This is a genomic window from Andreesenia angusta (assembly GCF_001855385.1).
GTDB lineage: Bacteria > Bacillota > Clostridia > Tissierellales > Gottschalkiaceae > Andreesenia > Andreesenia angusta.
The window spans coordinates 1-25,893 of record NZ_MKIE01000002.1 but is presented as its reverse complement, the minus strand read 5'-3'; the positions used below and the strand labels follow the sequence as shown (position 1 = coordinate 25,893).

The window sequence follows — 25,893 nt, the reverse complement described above, 5'->3', positions numbered from 1 at the left end:
ATATCTCTTTTTTATATGCTCTTTAAGTGTCTTTAGCTTTCGTTAGAGTCTATCTCTGCGACTATCTTGTCTATAAGCTCCTGTGTTTCAAACCCACCTCTAGATGCTATCATCTCCATAGTGGCCATGTTGGCCATGGTCTTGAAGAGTATGGGGTTCTTCAGCTTGCTGTAGTTGGGCGACAAGCCTAGCATAAAGCTCTTTATATGCGGGTACTTCTTTACAAGCTCCCCTATAAGCGTGTCTTTAGTTATGCCGTAGCTGTTATCTTTGCTTTTAACTTCGACTTTGATATCTTTTTCATGATCTGCATCTCTTTTTTCATTCTCCCAAGAGAGCAGCCTCTGACTCCCCTCAAGAGACCTTACATGCGTGGCGTCCTGCATCATCTCCAGCACTCCCCTGAACTTCCCGTTGTCGTCTCTTACAGCAGTGTAGACTATATATATGAACTTTCCGCCCATTTCAAGCCAGAACTCGGCCTCTTCCTGTTCGCCTTCTCTGAACGCCCTTATTATCTCTTTTACAGTGCTCACACTCTCCCTAGGATGGCAATTCTCGACTTTTCTCCCTATCACCCCTGGGCTTCTTGGAAATACCCTGTGCGTTGTGTCGCTGTAGAACTGGGCTATCTCGTTTTCGTCCACGTAGGATAGGTCCACCTTAAGATGCCTGAATATAAGGTTTATCTGCTCTAGAGTGAGCTTCCCCTGCCTTACATCTAGCACTTTTTCGCTGTCTTCCGATGTATCAAGTCCATGTTTCTGAAGCAGCTTCGCCAGATCTTTAAGTAGCTCTCCATTTGCTTCAGACTTAATACCTTCACTTACCCCCAGCTCAGGCTTATATGCCGGTGGATTCTCTATAAGACAATAGCCTATCTCGTCGTCTCCTATCCTCATCTTTACAAACTCCTCGTCTGAGATCATCTCAAGCGCAGTTGGGAAAAGTATCTCCATCTCTTTTTGCATCATATCCTCTACAAGCTCCATCACTTCCACTTGCATAGATAAAAATTTCTCATCCTCGTCAGACTCCAAGTAAGCCCTAGCCTCTTTTATGATATCTCTAATCCTGTTTTCAAGCGTCCACATCACCTTTGAAGGTTTGTCAAAACCCTTGCCTTCAAGCGCAGGGAAGAGCTGGTTCTGTTTTCTGGCAAAGTGCACACTTATCTCAGAAAGCTTCTCGTATAACTCAAGCCACCTGTTCTTTATGAATTTTCCGCTTTGCTCTTCTTTTATCTGCTCAAGCACTACACGTATCGCCTTTACTTCCTCTATATATGTCCTTATAGGGTGTCCACTCTGAACTTCTAGCTCGTCACTTTGAAGCACTCCATCGAAGATAGACACTATCTCCTCTATCCTCTCGGCTATCTCGTCATCGCTTATGCCGTGTTCCTGTAGCTTCTGCTCGCATATGGCGAACTCCTGGGCTGTAACTCTATCCGTTATCTCTCTGATCTTTTCTCTTGCGCTCTCCAGATCAAGCTCGCCCTTCAAGTACGAGAGCTTGACTCTCATCAATTTTTCTATCTTCGCTTCATCTATCTTCACATGTTGTTCCATTTTCATATCCATTCCCCCTGTCGAATTCCATTGATAATCGTTATCAACAGTATATGATATAAGATATTCTACTTCCGTGATTTAGATCAATTCTTGCGATTTCTATCTCAGCCAAAATCCTGAAAGTTCCATATCCTCGTTGTAAGACAGAGTAAACTGTATTTTCTTTTTTTCGTACTTGGCAATCGCCGTCACCACGCCGTAGCCGTCCTTTTCTTCAAACTTCATCTTAGTTATCTCCTCGAGCTTCCCCTTTTCGCCATAGAGGTCCCAGACCTCTTTGAGCTTCGCCTCGCTTAGTGCAGCCTTAAGCTCGTCCGATGCCCCCTCCAGTACAGCTTTGTAGTTTCCCTCGCTGGTGTTCTCTATTACAGACTCAGCCGCAGCCTTCAGTTTATCCTCGCTGTAGTTTTCGCCTAGCTTCGACGACCCGCAGCCAGCAAGTGCAAACGCCATAATCATAAGTCCAGCAATGATTCCTGTGAATTTTTTCATTTTTCTCCCTCCCCAGATTTAGAATATATCTATTCAATACCCAGTGAGATAAAAATAAAGCAGGGGCTTTAGACCTTGCTTTAACCCCTGCTGCTTTCCTCTATGAGTTTGTCTGTGAGTTTCACTGAAATTATCTTGCTTATGCCGTTGTCCTCCATAGTCACGCCATAGAGCGAGTCTGCCGACTCCATAGTTCCCTTTCTGTGGGTTATGACTATAAACTGAGTGTCTTTCGAGAAGCTCTCCAGATACTCTGCATATCTGTAGACGTTCGACTCGTCAAGTGCTGCCTCTATCTCGTCCAGTATGCAGAAAGGTGTGGATCTAGTTTTCAGTATGGCGAACAGTATGGCTATAGCTGTAAGGGCCCTCTCTCCACCTGAAAGCAGCGAAAGCGACTGAAGTTTCTTTCCGGGAGGCTGGGCTATTATCTCTATCCCGCTTTCCAGCACTTCATCCGGCTCTTCAAGCCTTATGTCGGCCTTCCCTCCGCCAAACATGGCCACAAATATCTCGGCAAACTGAATTCTTATCTCCTCGAACTTGTACTTGAACTGCTCTTTCATCTTGTGGTTCATCTCTTTTATCACGTGCTTTAGCGACTTCTCGGCCTCTATAAGGTCCTCCCTCTGCTTTTTCAGGAAGTTGTACCTCTCGGATACCTTCTCGTATTCCTCTATGGACTCCAGATTCACATTCCCAATTTTTCTAAGCTCCTGCTTTGCAGTCTGAAGCTCGCTCTCTATTTCAGCTCTGGACCCTCCGTCCAGCTCCATATTCAGCACCATGGAGTATGAGAGCTCGTACTCGTCCCATATTCTCTCTCTCAGAGAGTCCAGCTTCACCTCGGCTTTCTCTTTGCAAAGCTCCAGCTTCAGCCTTTCTTTTTCAATGCTTTCCATATCAAGCTCCAGCTGCTTGTACTTAGCTTCAGCCTCTTTTAAAGCTTCCAACACTTTGACTTTCGACTGCTTTAGCTTCTCTATGCTCTCCTCTGAAAGCTGGATGTCGCTCTTCAAGCCCTCTATTTCAGCTTTGGAACTCTCTATGTCACTCTCGATCTTTACTCTGCTCTCACTTAATCGCTCTCGCTCAGAGTTCAAGCTCTCAAGCTTTCGCACCGTCTTCTCTATCTCTTTCGAAATCCTGTCTAGCTCTAAGTCTGCGCTCTTCAGGCTCTCCTCTATGGAAGCTCGCTCTATCTTCTGCTCTGTAAGCTCGACGTTGTCCTGCTCTACCACGGACTTCTCTTTTTCTATCTCTCTGCTCTGATTTTCGACTTCAAGCTGTATTCTGTCTATGTTCTCTTTGTGCTCCTCTATCTTCTGCTCTACAAGAGCTCTTCTGGACTCCAGCTTCTGAAGCTCCTCTTCTATCTGCACAGTCTCTTGCTCGTAGCTTGAGGCTCCTTTTGCAAGCTCTGCCTCCTGTTCCGAGGTATGGCTGTACTGGCTCTCTAGTCTGTTTTTCTCGTAACTTATCTCTCTTTCGCTCTTCTCTAGCTCCACTAGCTCTGTTTCAAGGGAGCTTATCTCATCTTCCAAACTTCTGTATATCTCTACCTTTTCGCTGTACTCCGACTTGCCTGAAAGAATCCCGTCTTCCAGCTCTTTTATCTGCCTCTCTCTTCCCAAAAGGCTCAGGCTGTTTCCTTTGAAACTTCCTCCTGTCATGGAACCTCCAGGGTTTAGCACATCTCCCTCAATCGTCACGAGCTTTAGGTAGTTGCCGTATTTTTTAGATATAGATATCATGGTGTCCATATTGTCTATGACCACCGTTCTTCCGAGCAGATTTTTAAATATCTCCGCGTACCTTGCGTCGTACTCCACTATGTCCGAGGCAAGCCCCAGAACTCCGCTTTCCGACAGTATCCTGTCTTCGTTGGCGTTCAGTGTCTTTCCCTTTATAGAGTCTCTAGGTAGGAAAGTTATTCTCCCAAGCTTCCTCTCCTTCAGAAACTCTATGCAGCGCTTTCCGTCTCTCTGAGTTCCCAACACTATATGCTGGAGGCTTCCTCCCAGCGCAACCTCTATGGCCTTTTCATGTTCTTTGCTGACGCTTAAAAGCTCAGCAACTAGCCCATCTATGCCGTTTTGAAGTTCCTCTATGTTTTTAGACTGAATCAGGAAGTTCTTGACTCCCTTGTAGTAGCCCTCGTACTCTTCTTTCATCTCTCTTAGGAATTTCAAGTTGGACTGCTTGCTCTGAAGCCCCGACTTCAAGCCTTCAATGTAGTTCTGAACTTTCTTTTTGCTCTCCAGCGTCTGCTCTCTTTGGCTCTTCTTAATCGAAGCTTCCGACTCTATTTCAGCCAAGCTCTTCTTCATCTTTTCGAGTTTCTCTGAAAGCTCTAAGTTGTGCCTGGAGACCTCTTCGGCCTTGCTTTTGTTTCGCTCTATCTCTTTTGAGATCTGCTCGGCTCTGAGTCTCAAGCTCTCTTTGTTGGAGTCCAGTGTGTTGAGCTTCAGCTTCTCCTCGGAGATATAGTTTAAAAGCTCAAGCGCCTCTTCTTTTCTCTGCTCTACAGACTCCTCTATCTCGGCCACTCGCTTCATTATCTCGGACAGCTCCGACTCCCTCTGAGTTATCGTCTTGTTTTTGGATTCAAGCTTCTCCAGACATTCCTCTCTGCTTCTTGTCTTAAGCTCCATCTCACTCTGAAGCTTTGCCTGCTCTTCACTCTGCTCGGCCGTCTCTCTCTCTATACGCTCTATATCCCTTTGGCTAGACTTTATCTGCTCTTCATAAAGCCTTACCTGACCCTCCAGTTTCTCATTTTTGGCAAGTATACTGTATTTTTCTTCGTTTGCTTTTAGCAGCTCTTCTTCAAGCTCTTCTACGCTCTCTTCGTCTGAGGATATCTTCTCTTTCAAGCTATCTTTTAGCTTTGAATTTTCTTCAAGCTCTTTTGACACCTCTGAAAGCCTTATCTCGCATTTCTCCTCTTCTGACTTCAGCGACTCAAATTCCATCGCGAAGAGTTCAAGGTCCAGCTTTTTATGAGTTTCGCTTACCTCTAGGTATCTCTTGGCCTTTTCTGACTGCTCCGAAAGAGGACCTATCTGAGATTCTAGCTCTGAGATTATGTCGTCTATCCTGACTAGATTGTCTCTTGTCCTCTGGAGCTTTCTCTCCGATTCCTCTTTTCTGCTCTTGTACTTCACTATCCCGGCTGCCTCTTCGAATATCTTTCTTCTGTCCTCAGACTTGGAGCTCAGTATGTCATCTATCCTGCCCTGGCCTATTATGGAGTAACCGTCTTTTCCTATTCCAGTGTCCATAAAGAGCTCGCGTATATCCCTTAGCCTACAGGAGTTTCTGTTTATGTAGTACTCGCTCTCTCCTGATCTGAACATCCTCCTGGTCACCGCCAGCTCCTCATACTCTATAGGGAAAATCCCCCCTGAGTTGTCGAGCACCATAGTGACCTCTGCAAAGCCTAAGGCGTTTCTGCCGGAAGCTCCTGAGAATATGACGTCCTCCATCTTGTTTCCCCTGAGGCTCTTTATGCTCTGCTCTCCAAGCACCCACCTTATGGAGTCCGATATATTGCTCTTTCCGGAGCCGTTCGGGCCTACTACTCCTGTTATTCCGCTCTCGAACTTTATGACTGTCTTGTCTGCGAATGATTTGAATCCCTGTATCTCTAGTCTCTTTAAGTACAAAACCTACACCTCTCTATTCAGTTTTTCACGATATATGATGTCCAGCACAGCGCTTCTGTCCAGTATGCATGATTCTCCGCCCAAGTCCAGCTCTAGTCTGTCTTTTCCAAGTGATGCAGGAGATATGCTTATATTTCCAAGCCCGTACTTTTGAATAAGCCTCTTCTTGTTGACTCCCCCCTGCCCTGCTATTTCAGATATCTTGGAAGCATCTGCCGATATCGCAAGTTCCAGCCCCTCTGTCTGCTCTTTCCCCGAGAGGTAGTTGTCAACTATATCGTAGTATATCTCGCCTTCTACAAGCTGTCTGAAGGCCGGATGGAAAGGTCCTGCTACTATGTCTCCGCCTTCGCTTATGTTGTCGCTTGGCTGAAGTCCAACCCTTATGACCTGAATTCCCGCACTCTCTAGTAGGTAGAGTATGTACTTCGACCTGTAAACGGCCTCCTCTAAACTGAGCGCAGAGTAGTTCCCGTTTCTGTACTCGTTTTCAAGCTCTGTCTCCACTATCACAAGCGTTGGGTATATTCTGGCTATCTGAGGCTTGAGGGCTATTATCTCTCTTGCAGTCTCTATGCTCTTCTCAAAACTATCCCCTGGAAGCCCCACCATCATCTGAAGCCCCAGCGTAAAGCCGTACTCCGCTATAAGTTTGGCGGCCTCCACCACATGCTCTCTTGTATGCCCCCTGTAGCTCTTCTCAAGCACTTCGCTGTCCATAGACTGCACTCCGAGCTCTATTATGTCCACTCCTCTGGACTTAAGAAGCTCTAGCCTCTCCACATCTATATAGTCAGGCCTTGTAGAGAGCCTTATCTTGTCCACTACGCCTCTCTGCTTGTAGCTGTAGGCCACGTCCAGAAACTCCCTCTGTATATCCATATCTATCCCGGTGAAGCTTCCGCCAAAAAAGGCTATCTCAAGCGTCCTGTTCTCGGAAGGAAGCGTCTCAAGGTAGCTCTCTATCCTCTCGACTATCTCTCCCGCAGTCAAGTCTGTGCTCTTTCCCGTTATCTTTCTCTGGTTGCAGAAGATGCAGTCGTTCGGGCAGCCTGTGTGAGGCACGAAAATAGGTATTATATAGTTTCTCTTACTCATCTTCGCTCTCCTTGGAAAGCGCCTCTTTGGCCGCATTCTGCTCAGACTCTTTCTTGCTCTTCCCAGAGCCTATTCCCTTCAAGTCATCGTCTACGTAGACACCTGTGTAGAACAGCTTGCTGTGGTCCGGACCGTCCTCCCGCTCTAGCCTGTACTCTATCTTCACGCTGCTGTCCCGTTGAAGCAGCTCCTGAAGCTGCGTCTTGTAGTCCTTGAATAGATCCTCTCCTGAAAGCGCCCTCCCTATAACTCCTCCCAGGTACTTGAATATGAAATCCCTTGAGTGCTCAATACCTCCGTCTAGATAGAGCGCACCTATAACGGCCTCGAATGCGTCTGCCAGCACCGAGTCCCTGTTCCTTCCTCCTGTATACTCTTCCCCTTTTCCAAGGTAGAGGTACTTTCCAAGCTCAGCTTCCCTAGCCCCTATGGCAAGGGCCCCCTCGCAGACTATGGTGGCTCTCAGCTTTGTGAGCTCCCCCTCAGGCCTGTTCGGACACTCCTTGAATATATAGTCGCTTACAACTATGCCAAGCACAGAGTCACCTAGAAACTCCAGCCTCTCGTTGTAGCTTATGTTCTTTCCCTTTCTCTCGTTGGCGTACGAGCTGTGTGTGAGAGCGGTCCTTGCAGTGTCCATATCGTTGAACCTGTAGCTTATCCTCTCTTGAAACTTTATTACTCTGTTCATTTCTACCTCCAGATGTAATAGCGGTGTAAAAAATTCAAGTGCTTAAACTCTTTACATCGCCATTATTATTTTCCTTAATATCTTATCACAAACGCGCTTTCAAAACATATACAAAAAAGAAAAAGGCCTCTATTGGCTGAGACCTTTTCGTTATATTATCCTCTATATTTTCCTATAACTATAGTGGCATTATGCCCCCCGAATCCAAGCGAGTTGGAAAGCGTGTAGTTGACTTCCTGCTCTATCCCTACGTTTGGAACGTAGTTCAAGTCGCAAGACTCGTCAGGGTTTTCGTAGTTTATAGTAGGAGGGATGTAGCTCTCGCTGACTGCAAGTGCGCAGACGCAAGCCTCTACTCCTCCAGCAGCTCCTAGGAGATGTCCTGTCATCGACTTTGTAGAGCTGACTTTAAGCTTGTCCAAGCTCTCCCCGAAAAGCGTCTTTATGGCCGCAGTCTCGTACTTGTCGTTGTACTCTGTAGAAGTTCCGTGGGCGTTTATGTAGTCCACATCAGAAGGCTTTATGCCAGCATCCTCTACAGCTATCTTCATGGCCCTGTAAGCTCCCTCTCCGTTCTCTGCCGGCGTAGTTATGTGGTTTGCGTCGGAAGTCATTCCGTAACCCAGCATCTCCCCGTATATCTTGGCTCCTCTTGCAAGCGCATGCTCTAGCTCTTCAAGCACAAGCACTCCAGCTCCTTCAGCCATTACAAATCCGTCTCTCTCCTTGTCGAAAGGTCTGCTTGCTCTCTCAGGCTCGTCGTTTCTAGTCGAAAGCGCCTTCATAGCCGAGAATCCTCCAAGAGACATAGGTGTAAGCGGTGCTTCAGTCCCTCCAGCTATGACTATGTCTGCAGCGCCTCTCTGTATCGCCTTGAAAGCGTCTCCTGTAGCGTGAGTCGCAGATGCGCAAGCTGTGACAATCGTCTCATTTATCCCTCTAGCTCCAAGGTAGATCGAAACCTGCCCTGCCGCCATGTTGGTTATCATCATAGGTATAAAGAACGGGCTGATTCTTCTAGGTCCCTTCTCCATGTACTTGGCGTACTGCTCTTCGAAAGTCTCCATTCCGCCAGTTCCCGATCCAAGCACCACCCCGAATCTTTCTCTGTCTATACTGTCAAGGTCAAGGGCTGCGTCTTCAACCGCCATCTTGCTGGCGATTACCGCGAATTGAGTGTATCTGTCCATCTTCTTGAGTTCTTTTTTATCTATATGTTCTTCAGGATTGAAGTCTTTGACTTCTCCAGCTATCTTTGTAGAAAAAGCCTCCGTGTCGAATCTCGTTATTTTGCCTATTCCAGATTTTCCTGCTCTAAGCGCTTGGTAGAAGGATTCTTTTCCATTTCCTATAGGGCTAAGTACACCAAGTCCAGTTATGACTACTCTTCTGTTCATATTCTTCCTCCATCACTATGGTATTTATTTTAAGGCCCCATATGGGGCCTTAAAATACTCCATCGACTATTGGTTCTGCTCTATATAGTCAACGGCATTTTTAACTGTCAATATTTTCTCAGCTTCCTCATCTGGAATCTCTATATCGAACTCGTCTTCTATAGCCATTATAAGTTCAACTACGTCTAATGAATCCGCCTCTAGATCTCCTTGGAATGAAGACTCTAATTGTATCTCACTTTCTTCAACATCAAGTTGTTCTGATATAAGCTTTTTTACTTTTTCGAATACCATAGTATGCACCTCCTTCCACAGCTTATTCTATTATAATAAATTTATCCTAAATAAACAATCCACCATCTACAACTATTACCTGTCCAGTGATATATTTTGACATATCGCTCGCCAGGAAAGCCACAGTGTTTGATACGTCCTCAGGTGACCCTAGGCTTCCAAGCGGTATATTTTGCTTGTATCCCTCTATTATCTCTTCAGGCAGTTTGTCTGTCATGTCCGTCTCTATAAAGCCAGGTGCCACAGCGTTCACTCTTACATTTTTCTTGGCAACTTCTTTGGCAAGCGACTTCGTAAAGCCTATTACACCAGCCTTGGAAGCTGCATAGTTTGTCTGTCCGGCGTTTCCTGCAACTCCAACAACAGACGAAACGTTTATTATAGAACAGTTCTTCGTCTTCAGCATGCCTCTTATAGCGGCTTTGCTGACGTTGAAAGTACCTTTCAGATTTACGTTTATAACTGCATCAAAGTCCTCTTCCGACATCCTCATTATGAGGTTGTCTCTTGTGATGCCTGCGTTGTTCACAAGCACATCTATCTTGCCTATCTGCTCTACAGATTGCTCTACAAGCGACTTGGCCTCTTCGAACTTGGATATGTCGGCCTTTATGTAGACAGCCTTTCTTCCCATAGACTCTATCTCTGAGATTGTTTCCATTGCAGATTCTTCTCCGCCTATGTCGTTTATAACTACGTCCGACCCAAGGCTTGCAAGCTTAAGCGCTATCGACTTTCCGAGTCCTCTAGCTCCTCCTGTCACAAGCGATACTTTTCCCTCTAAACTCAAGCATTCCATGATAACTCCTCCTTTAAGCGTTGAATTCCTCTAGAAACTTCTCCATCGTCTCCAGGTTTTCTATATTGTAAAGCGATATATCAGCCTTATGCTTCTTGTTTATCTTTTTCACAAAAGAAGTCAGCGTCTTTCCAGGCCCTATCTCCACAAACCTGTCTACTCCATCTTCTGTTATCATCTTGTCCACTATGCTCTCCCAGAGCACTGAATTCGAGACCTGCTTTACAAGTGCGCTCTTTATCTCCTCAGGGCTGGATATCTTCTCTGCGTTTACGTTGAAGTATATCTCTGTCTCAGGCTCCGATATCTTGGCATCGTCAAGTGCAACGCCTAGCTTTTCTCCTGCCGGCGCAAGCATGCTAGTGTGGAAAGGTCCGCTCACCTGAAGCATTACAGCCCTCTTGGCACCCTTCTCCTTTGAAAGCTCTGCGGCCTTTTCAACCACATGAGCCTCTCCAGAGATTACAAGCTGCCCAGGGCAGTTGTAGTTGGCTATCTCTATCACGCCTTCGCCCTTAAGGCTCTCTACAATCTCTGTAAGCAGTTCGTTTTCAAGGCCCAGTATCGCGGCCATAGCCCCTGCTCCGTCTGAAACGGCCTCTTCCATGTAGATTCCCCTCTTTCTTACAAGCTCTACAGCGTCAGAGTAGTCTATGGCGCCTGAAGCTACAAGCGCTGAGTACTCCCCAAGACTGAGTCCTGCAACTACGTCAGGAGCTATTCCCTTGGCTTTCAGCACTTCCGCCATGGCGATTGAAGTCATAAGTATAGCCGGCTGAGTCACCTCTGTCTTTGAAAGCTCCTCTTCCGATCCGCCAAACACAGTGTCCGTAAGGCTAAAGCCCAGCACCTCGTCTGCCTTGTCCATAAGAGCCTTCGCCTCTTCATAGTTCTCATATATGTCTTTTCCCATTCCAGGGTACTGTGCACCCTGACCAGGGAATATAAAAGCTGTCTTTCCCATATTTTCCTCCTAGTTTGAGCTGTTCGAGCAGATGTTCGCACACACACTCTTCGCCTCTGCCATTATATCCTCTATTATCTCACGGCAAGGCTTTATGTCCTTTATAAATCCGGCAGTCTGCCCAGCCATCACAGAGCCCTCTTCCACTTCTCCGTCTATAGCCGCTCTCTTTAGCGATCCCGCTCCGAAAGCTTCAAGCTCCTCCACAGAAGCTCCCTCTTCTTCCATCTTCAGAAGAGCCTTGGTGAACTTGTTCTTTATATTTCTCACAGGATGCCCTGTGCTTCTTCCTGTTACAACTGCATCCCTGTCCTTCGAGCTGATTATAAGCTCCTTGTACTTAGGGTGTGCTATACATTCGTCAGAGCATACAAACCTAGTCCCTATTTGAACTCCGCTCGCCCCAAGCGCCATGGCCGCCACAAATCCTCTTCCGTCAGCTATGCCCCCTGCACCTATCACAGGTATGTTTACAGCGTCTACAACCTGCGGCAGTAGCGCCATAGTCGTGAGCTCCCCTATATGTCCACCTGCTTCAGTTCCTTCCACTATGATTGCATCTGCCCCGGACTTCTCCATTCTCTTGGCAAGAGCCACAGACGGCACCACAGGCACAACTTTGCTCCCAACTGACTTCCACTTCTCCACGTACTTTCCAGGGTTCCCGGCTCCAGTAGTTATCACAGGCACACCCTCTTCATATAGAAGCTCCGCTATCTCTTCTGCATAAGGAGAAAGCAGCATTATGTTTGCGCCGTAAGGCTTGTCTGTAAGCGACTTTATCTTTCTGATCTCTTCTCTTACAACCTCTGTAGGAGAGTTACCGCATCCTATTATACCAAGCCCTCCGCTGTTAGACACAGCAGCTGCAAGCTCAGCAGTGGCTACCCAGGCCATTCCTCCCTGAAGTATCGGGTAATCTATATTGAATAATTTGCAAATTTCTGTTTTAAACATATACAGCCTCCTTGTCTTTATGCCAGCTTATGACCGAAGCCCCCCAAGTAAGTCCGCCTCCGAACCCCACTATCAGCACCTTGTCTCCATCAGAAACTCTGCCTGACTTTACTGCCTCGTCAAGCGCAACAGGTATGGAAGCCGCTGACATATTTCCATACTTGTCTAGATTTACTACTACCTTGTCGTAGTCTATCTTCAATTTCTTTACAGCCGAATCTATTATCCTTATGTTGGCCTGGTGCGGAACCAGCAGATCTATGTCCTCTACTTCCAGCTCCAGCTTCTCGAGCACGTTCTTTGAGACCTGGTCCATCCTTCTGACTGCGAACTTGAAGACTTCAGATCCGTCCATCTTTATATAGTTCTCTCTAGACTCGAGCGTCTCCTCTGTGTTTGGATTTGAAACTCCGCCCGAAGGTATGAGCAGATGCTTGGCTCCAGATCCGTCGCTTCCCATTTCAAAGCCCAGCACACCTCTGTCTTCTGGAACTTTTCCAACTACAACAGCCCCTGCTCCGTCTCCGAAGAGTATACATGTGGACCTGTCTGTCCAGTCCACTATTCTAGACATGGCCTCAGCCCCTACTAGAAGTATGTTCTTGTATAGCCCCGAGTTCACATATGCTGTTGCTATTGAAAGGCCGTATATAAAGCCTGAGCACGCTGCTGATATGTCGAAAGACGGCACATCAGTGCAACCTAGCTTATCTTGCAGAAAGCACGCCGTAGCCGGAGTAGGAAGGTCTGGAGACATAGTAGCCACTATTATAAGGTCTATGTCCTCTGGAGTCATCTTGGCGTCTTCTAGCGCCTTCTTGCTGGCCTCTAGTGCCAGGTCCGAAGTGTGCTGACCCTCTTCAACGACTCTTCTCTCTTTTATTCCAGTTCTAGTTGTAATCCACTCGTCTGAAGTCTCGACCATTTTCTCTAAGTCGAAATTTGTGACTTTCTTTTCAGGAACGTATGAGCCTATGCCCAGTATTCCTGCATTGAATCCTCTTTTATTCACTATCGTCTCCTCCTAAAAGGGCTATATTTTCCTCTATTCTATCCACGACTCTGTACTCTACAAACAGCTTTGCCTGTCTTATGGCGTTCATTATAGCCACTTCGTCAGAGCTTCCGTGGGCCTTTATAACAGGCGCCTTTATCCCAAGGAGCGCAGCCCCTCCGTATTCGCTGTAGTCAAGGCTTGACTTAAGCTCATAGAGCCCGCTCTTTAAGAGCAGCGCTCCCAGCTTGTTCTTTATGGAAGACTTCATCTTGTCTTTCAGTATAGAGAATATGCCCATGGCAAGCCCTTCCGAAAGCTTCAATATCACGTTCCCAGTAAATCCATCGCATACCAGCACATCGTACTCTCCATCCGGTATCTCCCTAGCCTCTACATTCCCCACGAAGTTTATGGAATCTGTATTTTCCAGCAGTTCAAAAGAAGCCTTTGTCAGTTCGTTGCCCTTCTCTTTTTCGGCTCCTATGTTGACTATCCCTGTTCTAGGGTTTTCCACCCCCAGTACCTCTTTCGAGTATATGCTCCCCATCACGGCGAACTGCTGAAGGTACTTGGGCTTGCAGTCTGCATTGGCTCCAACGTCCAGCAAGAAAGATGGCCCTCTTCTGTTTGGATATACAACGCCGAGCGCCGGTCTATCTATGCCCTTTATTCTCTTCACTATCAGAAGCCCTCCGCTCAGCAGCGCTCCGGTGTTCCCTGAAGACACAAATGCATCGACTTTCCCTTCTTTCAAGAGGTTCATCCCTATGACTATCGAAGAGTTTTTCTTTTTCCTCACAGCCATGGCCGGCTCGTCTTCATTTGTTATCACTTCATCTGCATTTACGATTTCCAGCCTGCTCTTATCGTAGCTTTGGGACTCAAGCTCTAAAGCTATATCGTTCTCTCTGCCTACCAAAACCAACTCTATATCTAAAGTCTCAAGGGCCTTTAAGCTCCCCGCGACGTTATTTCCTATACCTCTGTCTCCGCCCATTATATCCACGGCTATCTTCATGAAAAAACCTCCTAGTTCAAGGGCATCAGTATAAACTTGCCTCTAAATACTTGCTCCTGTCCAGAGTATATAAATACATGGACAAAATGCCTGTCCCCTCTGTGTCTAACTACTTCTGCCTTTGCCACAAGCTTCTCTCCAGCCTTTACAGGTATGTAGTATTTCGTGTTTGCAACCGCAGTTATGGCCGTATCCTCGTCTATAACCGCTATGGCAAGTGACTCTGCCTGCGCAAATATATTATGTCCTCTTATATGTTTAGTCTTCTCGAAGGCCATAGACTCGTCTGTCTGAAGGACAGATATCCCGCTCTCTCCAAGCTTTATATCTATAAGTTCCCCCACAATCTCTCTGCCGCCTATAGTTCTGACTTTCGAGTAGTTGCTCTCCGCTACGCTCTTTATTCTCTCTCTGAGCTCTGGTATTCCAAGCTCAAGCCTGTCGAGCCTTATCGTCTGTATGCTGACCCCAAACATCTGCATCAGCTCCTCATCTGTCAAAAAAGGATCGTTCTTCAGCTTTTCTACAAGTTGCACTTGCCTGTCCTTTTTGCTTATCCTCTTCCCTTTCACCTTATCACCTCGAGCTAATACTTATAACTAGTACCAGATACTAATATTAAGTATATATTACGGATACTAAAAAATCAATATTTTTATGCTCCCTGCAAATAGACACAAAAAAAGAGAATCGCCTGGATTCTCTTTTTCATCTTGACTAGTCTATTGCCACTACTTCTTTGTTCTTGTAGTATCCGCAAGATCCACAAACTCTATGAGGTAGTTTAGGCTCATGACACTGTGGACACTCCACTATAGTAGCTTTTGTTAGCACTTGTGCCGAAGCTCTTCTTTTATCTCTTTTTGACTTGGAAATTTTACGCTTTGGTACTGCCATTTAAAAACACCTCCTTAACTATTCAAAAAAATTTCTCAACTTAGCAAGGCGAGGATCTACTTCGTCGTCTTGGCATTCGCACTTCCCTTGGTTTAAGTCCTTTCCACATTTAGGACAAAGCCCTTTGCAGTCTTCTCCGCAGAGAATCCTCATAGGCATTGACAAGAGTACTGCATCTGCTATGACTTCGTCTAGAGTGATCTCGTCTTTATTGTAAGCGATCAATTTTTCATCACTTTCTTCTAACTTAGATTCTTCGTCTTCTAAGATTCTTCCTGATATCTCTGTTTCAATTTCACCCTCAACTTCAGTCAGACAACGCGCGCAGTTATCCTTGTAGCAGTAGTAAAGCGTTCCGTCCAGGAAAATTCCATCTCCAGTATTGTACACAGTTCCCTTGACACGTACAGGATTCAGGACAGCATTAGCTACTTCTGACAAGTCTACTTCAATCGACTGATCAAACTCGATGCATAAAACAGAATTATCAAAAATTTCTGTCAAATCTAGTTTCATACTAAGTCACCTCTTATATGTTGCCAAACTTTATTATATTAACCCTGAATCACTTTGTCAAGAATTTTGTACTATAACTGAATAGTTTTACTTAACTAATCCCAATGTATCTCTAGCTATCATAAGCTCTTCGTTAGTAGGTACGACCATTACTTTCACTTTAGAGTTCTCTGTGCTGACTACTCTCTCTTTACCTCTCATGTCGTTGGCCTCTAGGTCTAGCTCAACTCCAAGGTAAGTGAAGTACTTGCATATCTCTTCTCTAGCCTCCTTAGAGTTCTCTCCAAGTCCAGCCGTGAATATTATTGCGTCTACTCCATCCATTATAGCAGCGTAGCTTCCTATATACTTTACAACAGCGTTGTTGAATATCTCTAGCGAAAGCTTAGCTCTGTGGTTTCCTGCAGCCATAGCGTCCTCTATGTCTCTGAAGTCGCTGCTAACTCCTGAAATTCCTAGAACTCCTGACTTCTTGTTTAGAAGGTCAGACACCTCTGATGGCGTAAGGTTCTCTTTTTCCATTATAAATGGCACTATAGCAGGGTCTATGTCTCCACATCTAGTTCCCATTATAAGTCCCTCTAGAGGAGTGAATCCCATGCTAGTGTCCACTACTTTTCCGTTCTTTATCGCAGCTATACTAGCTCCGTTTCCTAGGTGGCAAGTTATAAGCTTAAGCTCTGAAAGATCCTTTCCTAGCAGCTCAGCTGTTCTGTAAGCTACATACTTGTGAGAAGTTCCGTGAGCTCCGTATCTTCTTATCTTGTACTTCTCGTATAGCTCGTAAGGAAGTGCATAGATGTAAGAGTCTTCTGGCATAGTCTGGTGGAACGCTGTATCGAACACTGCAACCATTGGCACATTCGGCATAAGCTCTTGACATGCTCTTATTCCCATTATGTTTGGTGGGTTGTGAAGTGGCGCTATGTTTATGCACTCCTCTATTCCCTTCATTACATTTTCATCTATTATAACCGATGCTGAGAACTTCTCTCCACCGTGAACAACTCTGTGTCCTACAGCTGATATTTCGTCCATAGAAGCTATAGATCCTATCTCTCCATCTACAAGCGCATTTGTAACTATTTCAAGTGCTGCCTTGTGGTCAGGCATGTCCTTCTCTATAAGTACCTTATCTTTTCCTGTTGGCTCGTGCTTTATTCTTGAGCCTTCGATTCCTATTCTCTCCGCCAGTCCCTTAGCTAGAACGCTCTCGTTTGACATATCTATTAATTGATATTTTAATGACGAACTTCCGCAATTTATTACCAGTATATTCATAGTCTTAATGTAACCTCCTAAAAATTTGTCTTTGTTATCTTTGAAATTTATCTCTTCCTGTTTCATGATATTATAGTTTTGATAAAAAATCAACAATTATAGGCCGTTTTAATCGAGATTTTATGTACTAAATTCTATACTTGAAGATTTCTTCACTTCTGTCGCAATAGCTATGAAAACTTTTTCTTGTTCTAGTGTATTTAAGAATAATAATGCTTTTTTTATCTTGTTTTTGTTAGTAGAATATATATAAAAAGCCATCTAACAGTAATTGCATTTTATCAGAAGAAAGGATGTTTTTCATTGAAGACAGTAGGCCTTATAACAGAGTACAATCCATTCCACAAGGGACATCTCTACCACCTTGAGAAGTCTAAATTTTTAACAAAATCCGAATACAGCGTGAGCATAATGAGCGGAAATTTTCTCCAGAGAGGCGAGCCTGCGCTTATAGACAAGTACAAAAGGGCCAAGATGGCCGTAGAGAACGGTGTCGATCTAGTTGTAGAGCTTCCCTTCGCCTTCGCCTGCCAGTCTGCAGAGCACTTCGCCTTTGGCGCCGTGAAAGTACTCGATGCCATGAATTCAGTCGACTGCATCTCCTTTGGAAGCGAAGCCGGCTCTTTAAAGCATTTAAACATGATTGCAGATATTTTGATAGAGGAGCCCACGGAGTACGTCGCTACCCTTAAAAAGCATCTAGGAGAAGGGCACTCCTTTCCGAAGGCCAGAGAGCTTTCACTCTTGTCTTATTTCAGCGATGAATCTAAGGAGGATATGTCGGAGATCATATCGTCTTCCAACAACATACTCGGCATAGAGTATATAAAGGCGCTCAAGCGACTAAAAAGCCATATAGAGCCTTTCACTATCGAAAGGGTCTCCTCTAGGTACAACGACAGCGACCTTCGGGACGAGATCTCGTCTGCTACAGCCATCAGGAACACCTTCTTCAGCTCCGGGAAGCTTTCATCGGTGGAGTCGGCGGTGCCGCCTGACTCATATAGCGCTATGCAGGAGTTTCTAGATTCCAACTCCACCTTCAACAAGCTGGAGAACTTTTCAGACATACTGCTCTACTTGATAAGGACTTCAGACGAGGCGACGAGAGGAAATGTGCTAGATCTAGACCGCGACCTTTCCAACAGGCTCTACAAATCACTCAGGGTCTCGAATTCCATAAGAGAGGTGCTAGAGCATACAAAGACAAAGAGGTACGCCATGTCTCGCATAAAGAGAGTCCTTATCCATATGTTGCTAGGGCTTTACAGAGATGACTTCAGGAGCTTTATGGACTCTGAAACCAGGTATATAAGGGTTCTAGCTTCAAACCAGAAGGGATTTGAAATACTCAGAAAAACGAGAGACAATTCCGATCTATGTATAATAAACAAGATGTCCGACTCTAAGCTTATAGAAGACACTGTGGCGCTTAAAATGCTTGAGTTCGACACTAAGGCCTCAGACCTTTACTATTTGGGCTTAAGCAAGCACTCTTCGCTTCTCAGGTTCGATACAGACTACACTACAACTCCATATATAAAAAAATAAGCCTGGAATCCAGGCTTATTTAAGTTCTTTCTTGTTCTCTCTTATCTCTGCTATTATCTCTTCCATATCCGCCTTGGCCTGCTTTATGCTCTCCTCTACCTCTGTGAGCAGGTCTTTTGCGTATATATTGGCCCCAGCCCTTATCTCTTTCGCAGAGAGGTTGGCAGTCTCTATTATCTTCTTGGCTTTCTCGTCAGCCCTGTTTACAATCATGCTCTCGTCTATCATGCCCTCTATATGGGACTTGGCTTCGCTCATTATTCCGTCAGCTCTCTCTTTGGCCTCCTGAAGTATCCTCTCTTTCTGCTGGGATATCTGCTCAGCTTCTTTCAGCTCTTCAGGAAGTTTATACCTTATGTCGGTTATTATGTCCATAAGCTCTTCTTTGTCAACTTTTATTTTTTTCGAAAAAGGCGACGATCCAGCTTCTTCGATTATCTCCTCTATCTCGTCTAATAGTCTGTTTATCTCCATCTATTTTTCCTCCTCTTTTTTAAACTTCTCTCGAAGTGCCTCTTCTATTTCTTCAGGCACCATTCCCGAAACGTCTCCGCCGAACCTAGCCACTTCTTTGACTACGCTCGAGCTTAGGAATGAGTACTGGCTGCTCGAAATAAGAAAAAAAGTGTCTATTTCACTATGTAAGCTTTTATTTGTAAGTGCCATCTGCATTTCGTACTCGAAGTCCGACACCGCTCTAAGGCCCCTGACTATGACAGATACATCTTTGGAAGATGCATACTCTATTAGAAGCCCTGAAAAAGAGTCTACCTCTACATTTGGGTAGTCCTTCACAGTCCGCTCTATAAGCTCCACCCTTTCTTCCACAGAAAAAAGTGTGTTCTTGGAAGTGTTATTGAGCACAGCAACCACGAGCTTTTCAAACTTCTCTGAACATCTCTCTATTATATCTAGGTGCCCGTTTGTTATGGGATCGAAGCTTCCAGGATAGATGGCTATCATTCCGACGTCTCCCCAGGTGTGAAAAAGCTGACACCTATAGATCCGTACTTTCTAGAGTCTATTTTCGCCATGTTGCACACGTTTTCTTCCATCTCTAGGCCGGCTTCATGCTCTGCAATTATCAGCCCGTTTGAACTCAATATACCACTATTATATATTGTTTCTAGAATTTTGGGTATTATATTTTTTTCGTAAGGCGGATCCATGAATATATAGTCGAACTTGTGCCTCTTTCTAGAGAGCAGTTCTATGGCTTTAAATGCATCGTTTCTGTAGACTTCCGTGGAGTCTTCTGCTCTGCATTTGGCTATATTTTCTTTTATTACGCTTATGCTGCTTGCGTCGCTGTCTACAAAACAGGCGTGAGCCGCACCTCTGCTTAGGAATTCAAGCCCTATCCCTCCAGATCCTGCAAACAGATCTAGCACCCTAGCTCCGCTTGTGATATGTTTTTTGCTCTCTATCATGCTGAAGACTGACTCCTTGACCCTGTCTGTAGTAGGCCTTGTGCTATCTCCTTTAGGAGTCTTAAGCCTGAAACCTCTGTATTCTCCTGATATTATCCTCAAGTAAAACTCACTCCTCTTCTTTCGTTAATATATATTTTAACATAAAGAGCCTGTGTTTTTACAACAAAAAAGATCCTTTCGGATCTTTTTTACCAAACCTCGACGAAAGCCGCGTTTGTATATATTTCTTCTAGTCTTACTTTATGCATCTTCTCCATATCTGCAAGTCCGTCGAAAAGCTCTTTCTGGCTTTCGTCTGTAGATATTTCTGAAAGCTTCTGGTACATCGCCATGGCTTCCTCTTCTTTTTTCATAGCAAGTGCTATTGCGTCTACAAACTTCATGTCTGTGCTAAGGTGAACTTCATCTACGCTCTCGGCTATCTTGTAGTCTTCAACTGGCTTGAAGTGCATCTTCTCTAGCCCTTCCGCAAGGAAGTCTTCAAGAAACTCTCTGTGCTTATGCTCTTCTCTTGCAAGGTCTTCGAAAGTCTCTTTTAGTTGCTTGTCTTCTATTTTCTTTGCTGCATCTTCATAAAAATTGTAGGCTTCGATTTCATTTTGGATTGCGAATTTTATAACTTCTTTCATCTTAAAAACCTCCTGTCGCTATTGAGTCTTTGTATTGTTGTATATGCAATAAAACTCGGGGAGAGCATAAGCTCTCCCCCAGCTCTGTCTATATACACTTAATTATATACATACTTCCGCCTGATTTTCAACTCTTTCTAACTTTACAGCACATACTTTGTACTCTGCCGTCTTAGTTATTGGGTCGAACGCTGCGTTTGTAAGCTCATTTACAGGCGACTCCTTGTAGTGGAAAGTCATAAACATGTTTCCAGGCTTCACTTTGTCTGTAATAGTGACTCTAGTCAATACCGATCCCCTTCTAGAGCTCACTCTAGCGAACTCAAGCTCTTTAAACCCAAGCCTTTCAGCGTCTGCAGGGTGTATCTCTGCAAGCTCGTATGGTCTTATCTCGTCTAGCGTGCTTGAATTTCTAGTCATTATATTGTAGTGATAAAGCATTCTTCCTGTGTTCAGGATTATAGGGTAGTCGTCGCAAGTAAGCTCCGCTGGCGGCTCGTACTCTACTGGAACCATGACTCCTCTTCCTATAGGGAAAGTTCCCTTGTGGAGGAATTTCGTTCCAGGATGCTCTTCTGTAGGACATGGCCACGAAAGACCTACTTTGTCTATTCTCTCGTAAGTCATACCTCTGTAACTCGGTATAGTCGCTCTTATCTCTGAGAATATCTCCTTGGCAGAGCTGTAGTCGAAGCCTTCTGCTCCAAGTCTTCTTGCAACTTCAGATAGTATAGCCCAGTCAAGTCTACACTCGCCAGGAGCTTCTACTGCCTTTCTGACTCTCTGAACTCTTCTCTCTGTATTAGTGAAAGTCCCCTCTTTCTCAGCGTAGCAAGTCGCTGGGAAAACTACATCAGCATACTTTGCTGTCTCAGTCAGGAATATGTCCTGAACTACCATGAAGTCAAGGTTCGCAAGTGCCTTTCTGACATGGTTTGCATCAGGGTCTGTAAGCACAGGGTCCTCTCCCATCACGTACATAGCCTTCAGGTTTCCATCGTATGCCTCGTCTAGCATCTCTGGTATTCTAAGTCCATTCTTGTCGTTTAGGATTACGCTCCATGCTTTCTCGAAATGCGCTCTTCCCTCTGCGCTTTCCACCTTAGGGTATCCTGGAAGGCTGTTAGGAAGGGCTCCCATGTCGCATGCTCCCTGAACGTTGTTCTGTCCACGCATCGGGTTTATACCTGCATTTTCATGTCCTATATGGCCTGTAACCATTCCAAGGTTTGCAAGGTTCATTACGTTTGCAGTTCCCGTAGTGTGCTCTGTTATTCCTAGAGTGTAGAATATTCCAGCTTTCTTTGTGCTTGTGTAAAGCTTGGCAGTCTCGTATAGAAGTTCTTCAGATATTCCAGTTATCTCGGCAACTCTCTCAGGAGTGTATTCCTTCACAGTCTCCATAAGGTTTTCGAAACCTGTACATCTCTCCTCTATATACTCTGCATCATGCCAGTTTTCTCTCACTATTATATGGATAAGCCCGTTTACAAGCGCCGCATCTGTACCAGAGTTTATAGGCAGCCAGATTGTGGCCATCTCAGCAAGCTCTGTACGTCTAGGGTCTATAACTATAAGCTTAGTTCCATTGTGTTTAACTGCTTTTTTCATCTTGTTTCCTATTATAGGGTGTGCCTCTGTAGGGTTTGCACCTATTACAAACAGCACTTCATTTCCCTCTATCTCGCCGATAGAGTTAGTCATAGCTCCGCTTCCAAGTGTAGTTGCAAGACCTGCAACTGTCGGAGCATGTCAGGTTCGAGCACAGTGGTCTACGTTGTTCGTTCCGATTGCAACCCTCATCATCTTCTGGAATACGAAGTTGTCCTCGTTTACGCAACGCGCCGAGCTAAGTCCCGCTATTGAGTCAGGTCCGAACTTGGACTTTATCTCCCCTAGTCTAGATGCAACTAGGCTCATAGCCTCTTCCCAAGTAGACTCCACGAACTCTCCATCTCTCTTTATAAGAGGCACTGTAAGCCTGTCCTCGCTGTGTATAAGGTCTGTATGGTATCTTCCCTTTACGCATAGCGAAGTTCCGTTTACAGGCGAGTCTGGGTTAGGAGTAACGCCTATCACTTTTCCGCCTTTTACGTTCAAGTCAAACTGACATCCCGTACCGCAGAATGGACAAGTAGTAGTCACTTTCTTCTCTATCTCCCAATGTCTAGTTCCCACAAACTGCTTGTTTATAAGCGCTCCAGTAGGACATACGCTTATACACTGACCACACATTCTACAGTTGTCTGTGCTTATAGGAAGGTCGAATCCCGTTGTGACCTTAGAGTAGAAACCTCTTCCAGTGAAGTCTATAGTAGAAGTTACTTGGACTTCGCCACAAACTCTCACGCACTTTCCGCATAGTATACACTTGCTTTGGTCTCTTATCATAACAGGGTTTGAGTCGTCTATCTCGAAACTCTTCTTGTCCCCTTTGTAAGATCCCTCTTTTATTCCATACTCGTAGCAGTAGTCCTGAAGACTGCACTCTCCAGACTTTTCGCAAGTCAGACAGTCTTGAGGGTGGTTTGAGAACATAAGGTCAAGTATGTCCTTTCTGGCCTTCATAACCTTTTCAGAATGAGTCTCTACAACCATTCCATCCCATATAGCTGTCGAACAGGCCGCCATAAGGTTTTTGGCACCCTCGACCTCTACGACACATATTCTACAGCCCGAAAACGTCGTAAGACAGTCCTCATGGCAAAGCGTAGGTATGCTTATTCCAATCTGTTCAGCGGCCTTCAGGATAGTTATACCTTCATTGGCCTCTACGTCTATTCCATTTATCTTTATATTTAGCAACTTAGAACCTCCTCACTTTTTGCTCTTAAAAAGCTATCCTCTATAAAGTCAGCCAGTTTTTTCATTTCAGAGAAATTGAAAACCGGCATAAACTCCTCTAATGATTCGTCGGACACTAGTCCCACTATGTTTCTGTTCTTTCCTAGCCTCTTGTGCCCAAGCTCACTTCTGTAAACCTCGATCTTGGGATATACTGTGCTCTTGTATCCCTCTACCACAATCAAATCGGCATCTGATATGCCTTTTATGATAGAGTTCAAGCTTCTCTCACTTTCAAGCTTGACTATATCCACAAGCTGAGTGTCCGAGGAAAGTATGACCCTGCTAGCACCAGCTCTCATGTGCTTGTAGCTGTCTTTTTCCTCTCCGCCCAGCTCGAAATCCCCTTTGTGGTGCTTTACTGTAGTTATGTCGTAGCCTCTATCTGTAAGCTCCGAAACTACGCTCTCTATAACTGTAGTCTTTCCTGAATTTGAATATCCTGAAAAAAGTATAACGGGTATCACAGAAAACTATCTCCTTTCAACAAAATAATATCCACGATATCTCCTGATTTTAGCCCTGCAGTGCCAGCCTCTATATCTATAAAGCAGTTGCAGTCCAACATGGACTTAAGCGCCCCAGGATTCTGCTTTTCCCCTATATATACGGCATTCCTATCGCCTTCTATCCTGAACTTGGCCCTGAGGAGCCTTCTCTGGACACTCTTCTTCTTGAAGTCGTCCTTAAGCTCTGCCTTTATTCTGATCCTCTCATAACAGCGCTGTCCCGACATCTTCTTTACGACAGGGCTGACTATCTCCTCGAAGGATATCATCGCAGCCCCTGGATTCCCTGAAAGGCCTATGAGAAGCTTGTCCTTGTAGACAGAGGAAAGCATTGGAGTACCCGGCTTCATCTTGACTCTCCAGAACAGAAAATCCGCCCCCAGATTTTCATATACCTTGTGTATCAGATCGTAATCTCCCACCGAGGCCCCACCTGTAGTTATCAGCATGTCCAGGGAGTCTATGCTCTCTACGACTTTCTCAGAGATGGCCTCTACAGAGTCGTCGGAGATACCCAGGTTTATCACCTCCCCTCCAAGCTCTTGAATCAGCCCATAGAGCGTATAGTAATTGCTGTTGTATATCTTTCCATACTCAAGCTTCTCAGAAATCTCCATCAGCTCGTTGCCTGTTGAAGTTATGCCCACTCTAGGCTTTCTATAGACCTCTACTTGACTTAGGCCCAAACTTGCAATCACTCCCATGGCCTCAGGGGTGATCTTCTTCCCAGCTTTCAAGACCAGCTCTCCTGACTTTATATCCTCTCCTAGCTCGACCAGGTTCTCGTTCGCCAGCAGTGGCCTTGGAATTCTGACCTTTCCCTCTGAAGTTTCAACCTGCTCCTGCATTATCACGCAGTCGCAGCCTTTAGGAATAGGCGCTCCCGTCATTATCCTGACAGCTGTATTCTCTGGACATTCTCCTCTGAACACATCTCCAGCCCCTATTTTCCCTACCACCTCAAACCACTTTCCGCCTTCGCCTATTTCCGAAGTGTCTTTTGACCTGAGGCAGTATCCGTCAAGCGGAGACCTATTGAAGTCAGGCACATTTATCTTCGAGTATATTGGGGAAGATATAACTCTGTGAAGAGACTGCTCTACAGGTACCATCTCCGACTTTGTCAGCTTGGCCCTCTCTAATAGCATCTCCCTTGCAGACTCTATATCTATGTTCTTTATCAAAACGTCTCCTCCACTCTCTATATCTTTGTGCTATCTCTTTATAACTGCTCCTACTGGGCAGACTTCCATACAGTTTCCACACTTGATACATGATTCTGTATCTATCACGTGCTTCTCTTTCACTTTACCTTCTATACAGCTCACTGGACAGTTTCTAGCACATTTCGTACATCCTATACAGTCGTCTGTTATGTGGTACTCTAGAAGGTCCTGGCACACTCCTGCTGGACATTTCTTGTCTACAACGTGGGCTATATACTCGTCTCTGAAACGCTTCATAGTCGAAAGAACAGGGTTTGGAGCAGTCTGTCCCAGTCCGCAAAGCGACGCCGACTTGATAGTCTCTGCAAGGCTCTCTAGTCTGTCCAGGTCTTCCATCTCTCCGTTTCCGCTAGTTATCTTCTCTAGAAGCTCCAGCATTCTCTTTGTACCCTCTCTACAAGGTGTACACTTTCCGCATGACTCTTCAACTGTGAAGTCTAGGAAGAATCTAGCTATGTCCACCATACAAGTGTCTTCGTCCATTACTATCATTCCACCAGATCCCATCATAGATCCCAGGTCGTAAAGTGTCTCGAAGTCTATAGCCACGTCAAGGTCGTCTGCTGTAAGACATCCTCCCGATGGTCCTCCTGTCTGAACTGCCTTGAAAGCCTTTCCGTTAGGGATTCCTCCTCCAACTTCGTATATGGCCTCTCTAAGCGTAGTTCCTATAGGTATCTCAACTAGTCCAGTTCTGCTTACCTTTCCTCCAAGTGCGAATACCTTAGTTCCAGGAGACTTCTCTGTTCCGAAGCTCTTGAACCATTCAGAACCCTTCAGGATTATCTGTGGCACGTTTGCGTAAGTCTCAACGTTGTTTATAAGTGTAGGTTTTTGCCATAGTCCCTTGTGCGCTGGGAAAGGTGGCTTGTTCCTAGGCATTCCTCTTTCGCCTTCTATTGAAGCTATAAGCGCAGTCTCTTCTCCACATACGAAAGCTCCTGCTCCTAGTCTTATCTCTAGGTCGAAGTTGAATCCTGTTCCGAAGATGTTCTTCCCTAGAACTCCCATCTCTTTTGCCTGGTCTATAGCTATCTGAAGTCTCTGAACCGCTATAG

25 protein-coding genes are annotated in these 25,893 nt (G+C 45.2%); 1 reads left to right on the top strand and 24 read right to left on the bottom strand.

The annotated features are described in order from the left end of the window. Positions 1–32: 32 nt before the first annotated feature. The 16 genes from EUAN_RS02280 to EUAN_RS02205 form a co-directional block, all read right to left on the bottom strand. The gene (locus EUAN_RS02280; RefSeq protein ID WP_071061293.1) at positions 33–1,577 is read right to left on the bottom strand and encodes a PAS domain-containing protein; all 1,545 of its coding nucleotides are present in this window, start codon (positions 1,575–1,577) and stop codon (positions 33–35) included. 96 nt (positions 1,578–1,673) lie between these two features. Beyond that, positions 1,674–2,066 carry a DUF3887 domain-containing protein gene (locus EUAN_RS02275; RefSeq protein WP_071061290.1) on the bottom strand — a complete coding sequence of 131 codons (393 nt, stop codon included), beginning with the start codon at positions 2,064–2,066 and terminating at the stop codon, positions 1,674–1,676. 80 nt (positions 2,067–2,146) lie between these two features. Further along, complete coding sequence (gene smc / locus EUAN_RS02270; protein WP_071061288.1) at positions 2,147–5,734, bottom strand: chromosome segregation protein SMC; 3,588 nt, start codon at positions 5,732–5,734, stop codon at positions 2,147–2,149. 3 nt (positions 5,735–5,737) lie between these two features. Beyond that, on the bottom strand, positions 5,738–6,832 hold the full coding sequence (locus tag EUAN_RS02265; protein WP_071061285.1) for an elongator complex protein 3: 1,095 nt from the start codon (positions 6,830–6,832) through the stop codon (positions 5,738–5,740). Then, positions 6,825–7,523, bottom strand: a complete 699-nt coding sequence (rnc, locus tag EUAN_RS02260; RefSeq protein WP_071061283.1) for a ribonuclease III — start codon at positions 7,521–7,523, stop codon at positions 6,825–6,827. Before rnc ends, EUAN_RS02265 begins: the two co-directional genes overlap by 8 nt. A 155-nt stretch (positions 7,524–7,678) precedes the next feature. Then, on the bottom strand, positions 7,679–8,920 hold the full coding sequence (gene fabF / locus EUAN_RS02255) for a beta-ketoacyl-ACP synthase II (RefSeq protein WP_071061281.1): 1,242 nt from the start codon (positions 8,918–8,920) through the stop codon (positions 7,679–7,681). Positions 8,921–8,986: 66 nt separating this feature from the next. Further along, positions 8,987–9,214 (bottom strand): acyl carrier protein, encoded by a 228-nt coding sequence (acpP, locus tag EUAN_RS02250; RefSeq protein WP_071061280.1) that lies wholly within the window; start codon positions 9,212–9,214, stop codon positions 8,987–8,989. A gap of 46 nt (positions 9,215–9,260) precedes the next feature. Then, positions 9,261–10,013, bottom strand: coding sequence for a 3-oxoacyl-[acyl-carrier-protein] reductase (fabG, locus tag EUAN_RS02245; RefSeq protein ID WP_071061278.1), 753 nt, complete (start codon positions 10,011–10,013; stop codon positions 9,261–9,263). A gap of 13 nt (positions 10,014–10,026) precedes the next feature. After that, positions 10,027–10,977, bottom strand: coding sequence for an ACP S-malonyltransferase (fabD, locus tag EUAN_RS02240; RefSeq protein WP_071061276.1), 951 nt, complete (start codon positions 10,975–10,977; stop codon positions 10,027–10,029). Between the two features lie 9 nt (positions 10,978–10,986). Further along, the gene (fabK, locus tag EUAN_RS02235; RefSeq protein ID WP_071061274.1) at positions 10,987–11,934 is read right to left on the bottom strand and encodes an enoyl-[acyl-carrier-protein] reductase FabK; all 948 of its coding nucleotides are present in this window, start codon (positions 11,932–11,934) and stop codon (positions 10,987–10,989) included. Then, positions 11,927–12,946, bottom strand: a complete 1,020-nt coding sequence (locus EUAN_RS02230) for a beta-ketoacyl-ACP synthase III (protein ID WP_071061272.1) — start codon at positions 12,944–12,946, stop codon at positions 11,927–11,929. Before EUAN_RS02230 ends, fabK begins: the two co-directional genes overlap by 8 nt. Continuing rightward, positions 12,939–13,949 (bottom strand): phosphate acyltransferase PlsX, encoded by a 1,011-nt coding sequence (plsX, locus tag EUAN_RS02225; RefSeq protein ID WP_071061270.1) that lies wholly within the window; start codon positions 13,947–13,949, stop codon positions 12,939–12,941. Before plsX ends, EUAN_RS02230 begins: the two co-directional genes overlap by 8 nt. 11 nt (positions 13,950–13,960) lie before the next feature. Then, a complete protein-coding gene (gene fapR, locus EUAN_RS02220; protein WP_071061268.1) occupies positions 13,961–14,521 on the bottom strand; it encodes a transcription factor FapR in 561 nt (186 codons plus the stop codon). Positions 14,522–14,666: 145 nt separating this feature from the next. After that, the gene (gene rpmF / locus EUAN_RS02215; protein ID WP_071061266.1) at positions 14,667–14,846 is read right to left on the bottom strand and encodes a 50S ribosomal protein L32; all 180 of its coding nucleotides are present in this window, start codon (positions 14,844–14,846) and stop codon (positions 14,667–14,669) included. 18 nt (positions 14,847–14,864) lie between these two features. After that, complete coding sequence (locus tag EUAN_RS02210) at positions 14,865–15,287, bottom strand: YceD family protein (RefSeq protein ID WP_169817318.1); 423 nt, start codon at positions 15,285–15,287, stop codon at positions 14,865–14,867. 162 nt (positions 15,288–15,449) lie between these two features. After that, a complete protein-coding gene (locus EUAN_RS02205) occupies positions 15,450–16,643 on the bottom strand; it encodes an acetate/propionate family kinase (RefSeq protein WP_071061262.1) in 1,194 nt (397 codons plus the stop codon). A gap of 303 nt (positions 16,644–16,946) precedes the next feature. Between EUAN_RS02205 and EUAN_RS02200 the strand changes: the two genes are divergently transcribed. Further along, complete coding sequence (locus EUAN_RS02200; protein WP_071061259.1) at positions 16,947–18,194, top strand: nucleotidyltransferase; 1,248 nt, start codon at positions 16,947–16,949, stop codon at positions 18,192–18,194. Positions 18,195–18,209: 15 nt separating this feature from the next. Here the strand turns inward: EUAN_RS02200 and EUAN_RS02195 are convergent, their stop codons facing one another. From EUAN_RS02195 to EUAN_RS02155, 8 genes are all read right to left on the bottom strand, one after another. Continuing rightward, a complete protein-coding gene (locus EUAN_RS02195) occupies positions 18,210–18,668 on the bottom strand; it encodes a hypothetical protein (RefSeq protein ID WP_071061258.1) in 459 nt (152 codons plus the stop codon). Next, positions 18,669–19,157 (bottom strand): pantetheine-phosphate adenylyltransferase, encoded by a 489-nt coding sequence (gene coaD, locus EUAN_RS02190; RefSeq protein WP_071061255.1) that lies wholly within the window; start codon positions 19,155–19,157, stop codon positions 18,669–18,671. Beyond that, a complete protein-coding gene (rsmD, locus tag EUAN_RS02185; protein WP_071061253.1) occupies positions 19,154–19,726 on the bottom strand; it encodes a 16S rRNA (guanine(966)-N(2))-methyltransferase RsmD in 573 nt (190 codons plus the stop codon). Before rsmD ends, coaD begins: the two co-directional genes overlap by 4 nt. Positions 19,727–19,815: 89 nt before the next feature. Further along, the gene (locus EUAN_RS02180) at positions 19,816–20,256 is read right to left on the bottom strand and encodes a ferritin family protein (RefSeq protein ID WP_071061251.1); all 441 of its coding nucleotides are present in this window, start codon (positions 20,254–20,256) and stop codon (positions 19,816–19,818) included. A 102-nt stretch (positions 20,257–20,358) separates the two neighbouring features. Then, positions 20,359–23,061, bottom strand: a complete 2,703-nt coding sequence (gene fdhF / locus EUAN_RS12145; protein ID WP_084655669.1) for a formate dehydrogenase subunit alpha — start codon at positions 23,059–23,061, stop codon at positions 20,359–20,361. Further along, positions 23,055–23,567 (bottom strand): molybdopterin-guanine dinucleotide biosynthesis protein B, encoded by a 513-nt coding sequence (gene mobB / locus EUAN_RS02165; RefSeq protein ID WP_071061245.1) that lies wholly within the window; start codon positions 23,565–23,567, stop codon positions 23,055–23,057. The genes fdhF and mobB overlap by 7 nt, the downstream gene beginning before the upstream one ends. Continuing rightward, a complete protein-coding gene (locus tag EUAN_RS02160) occupies positions 23,564–24,793 on the bottom strand; it encodes a molybdopterin molybdotransferase MoeA (RefSeq protein ID WP_071061243.1) in 1,230 nt (409 codons plus the stop codon). The genes mobB and EUAN_RS02160 overlap by 4 nt, the downstream gene beginning before the upstream one ends. A 30-nt stretch (positions 24,794–24,823) precedes the next feature. Further along, positions 24,824–25,893, bottom strand: a 1,070-nt coding sequence (locus EUAN_RS02155; protein ID WP_143000699.1) for an NADH-ubiquinone oxidoreductase-F iron-sulfur binding region domain-containing protein, incomplete at its 5' end; no start/stop codon positions are given.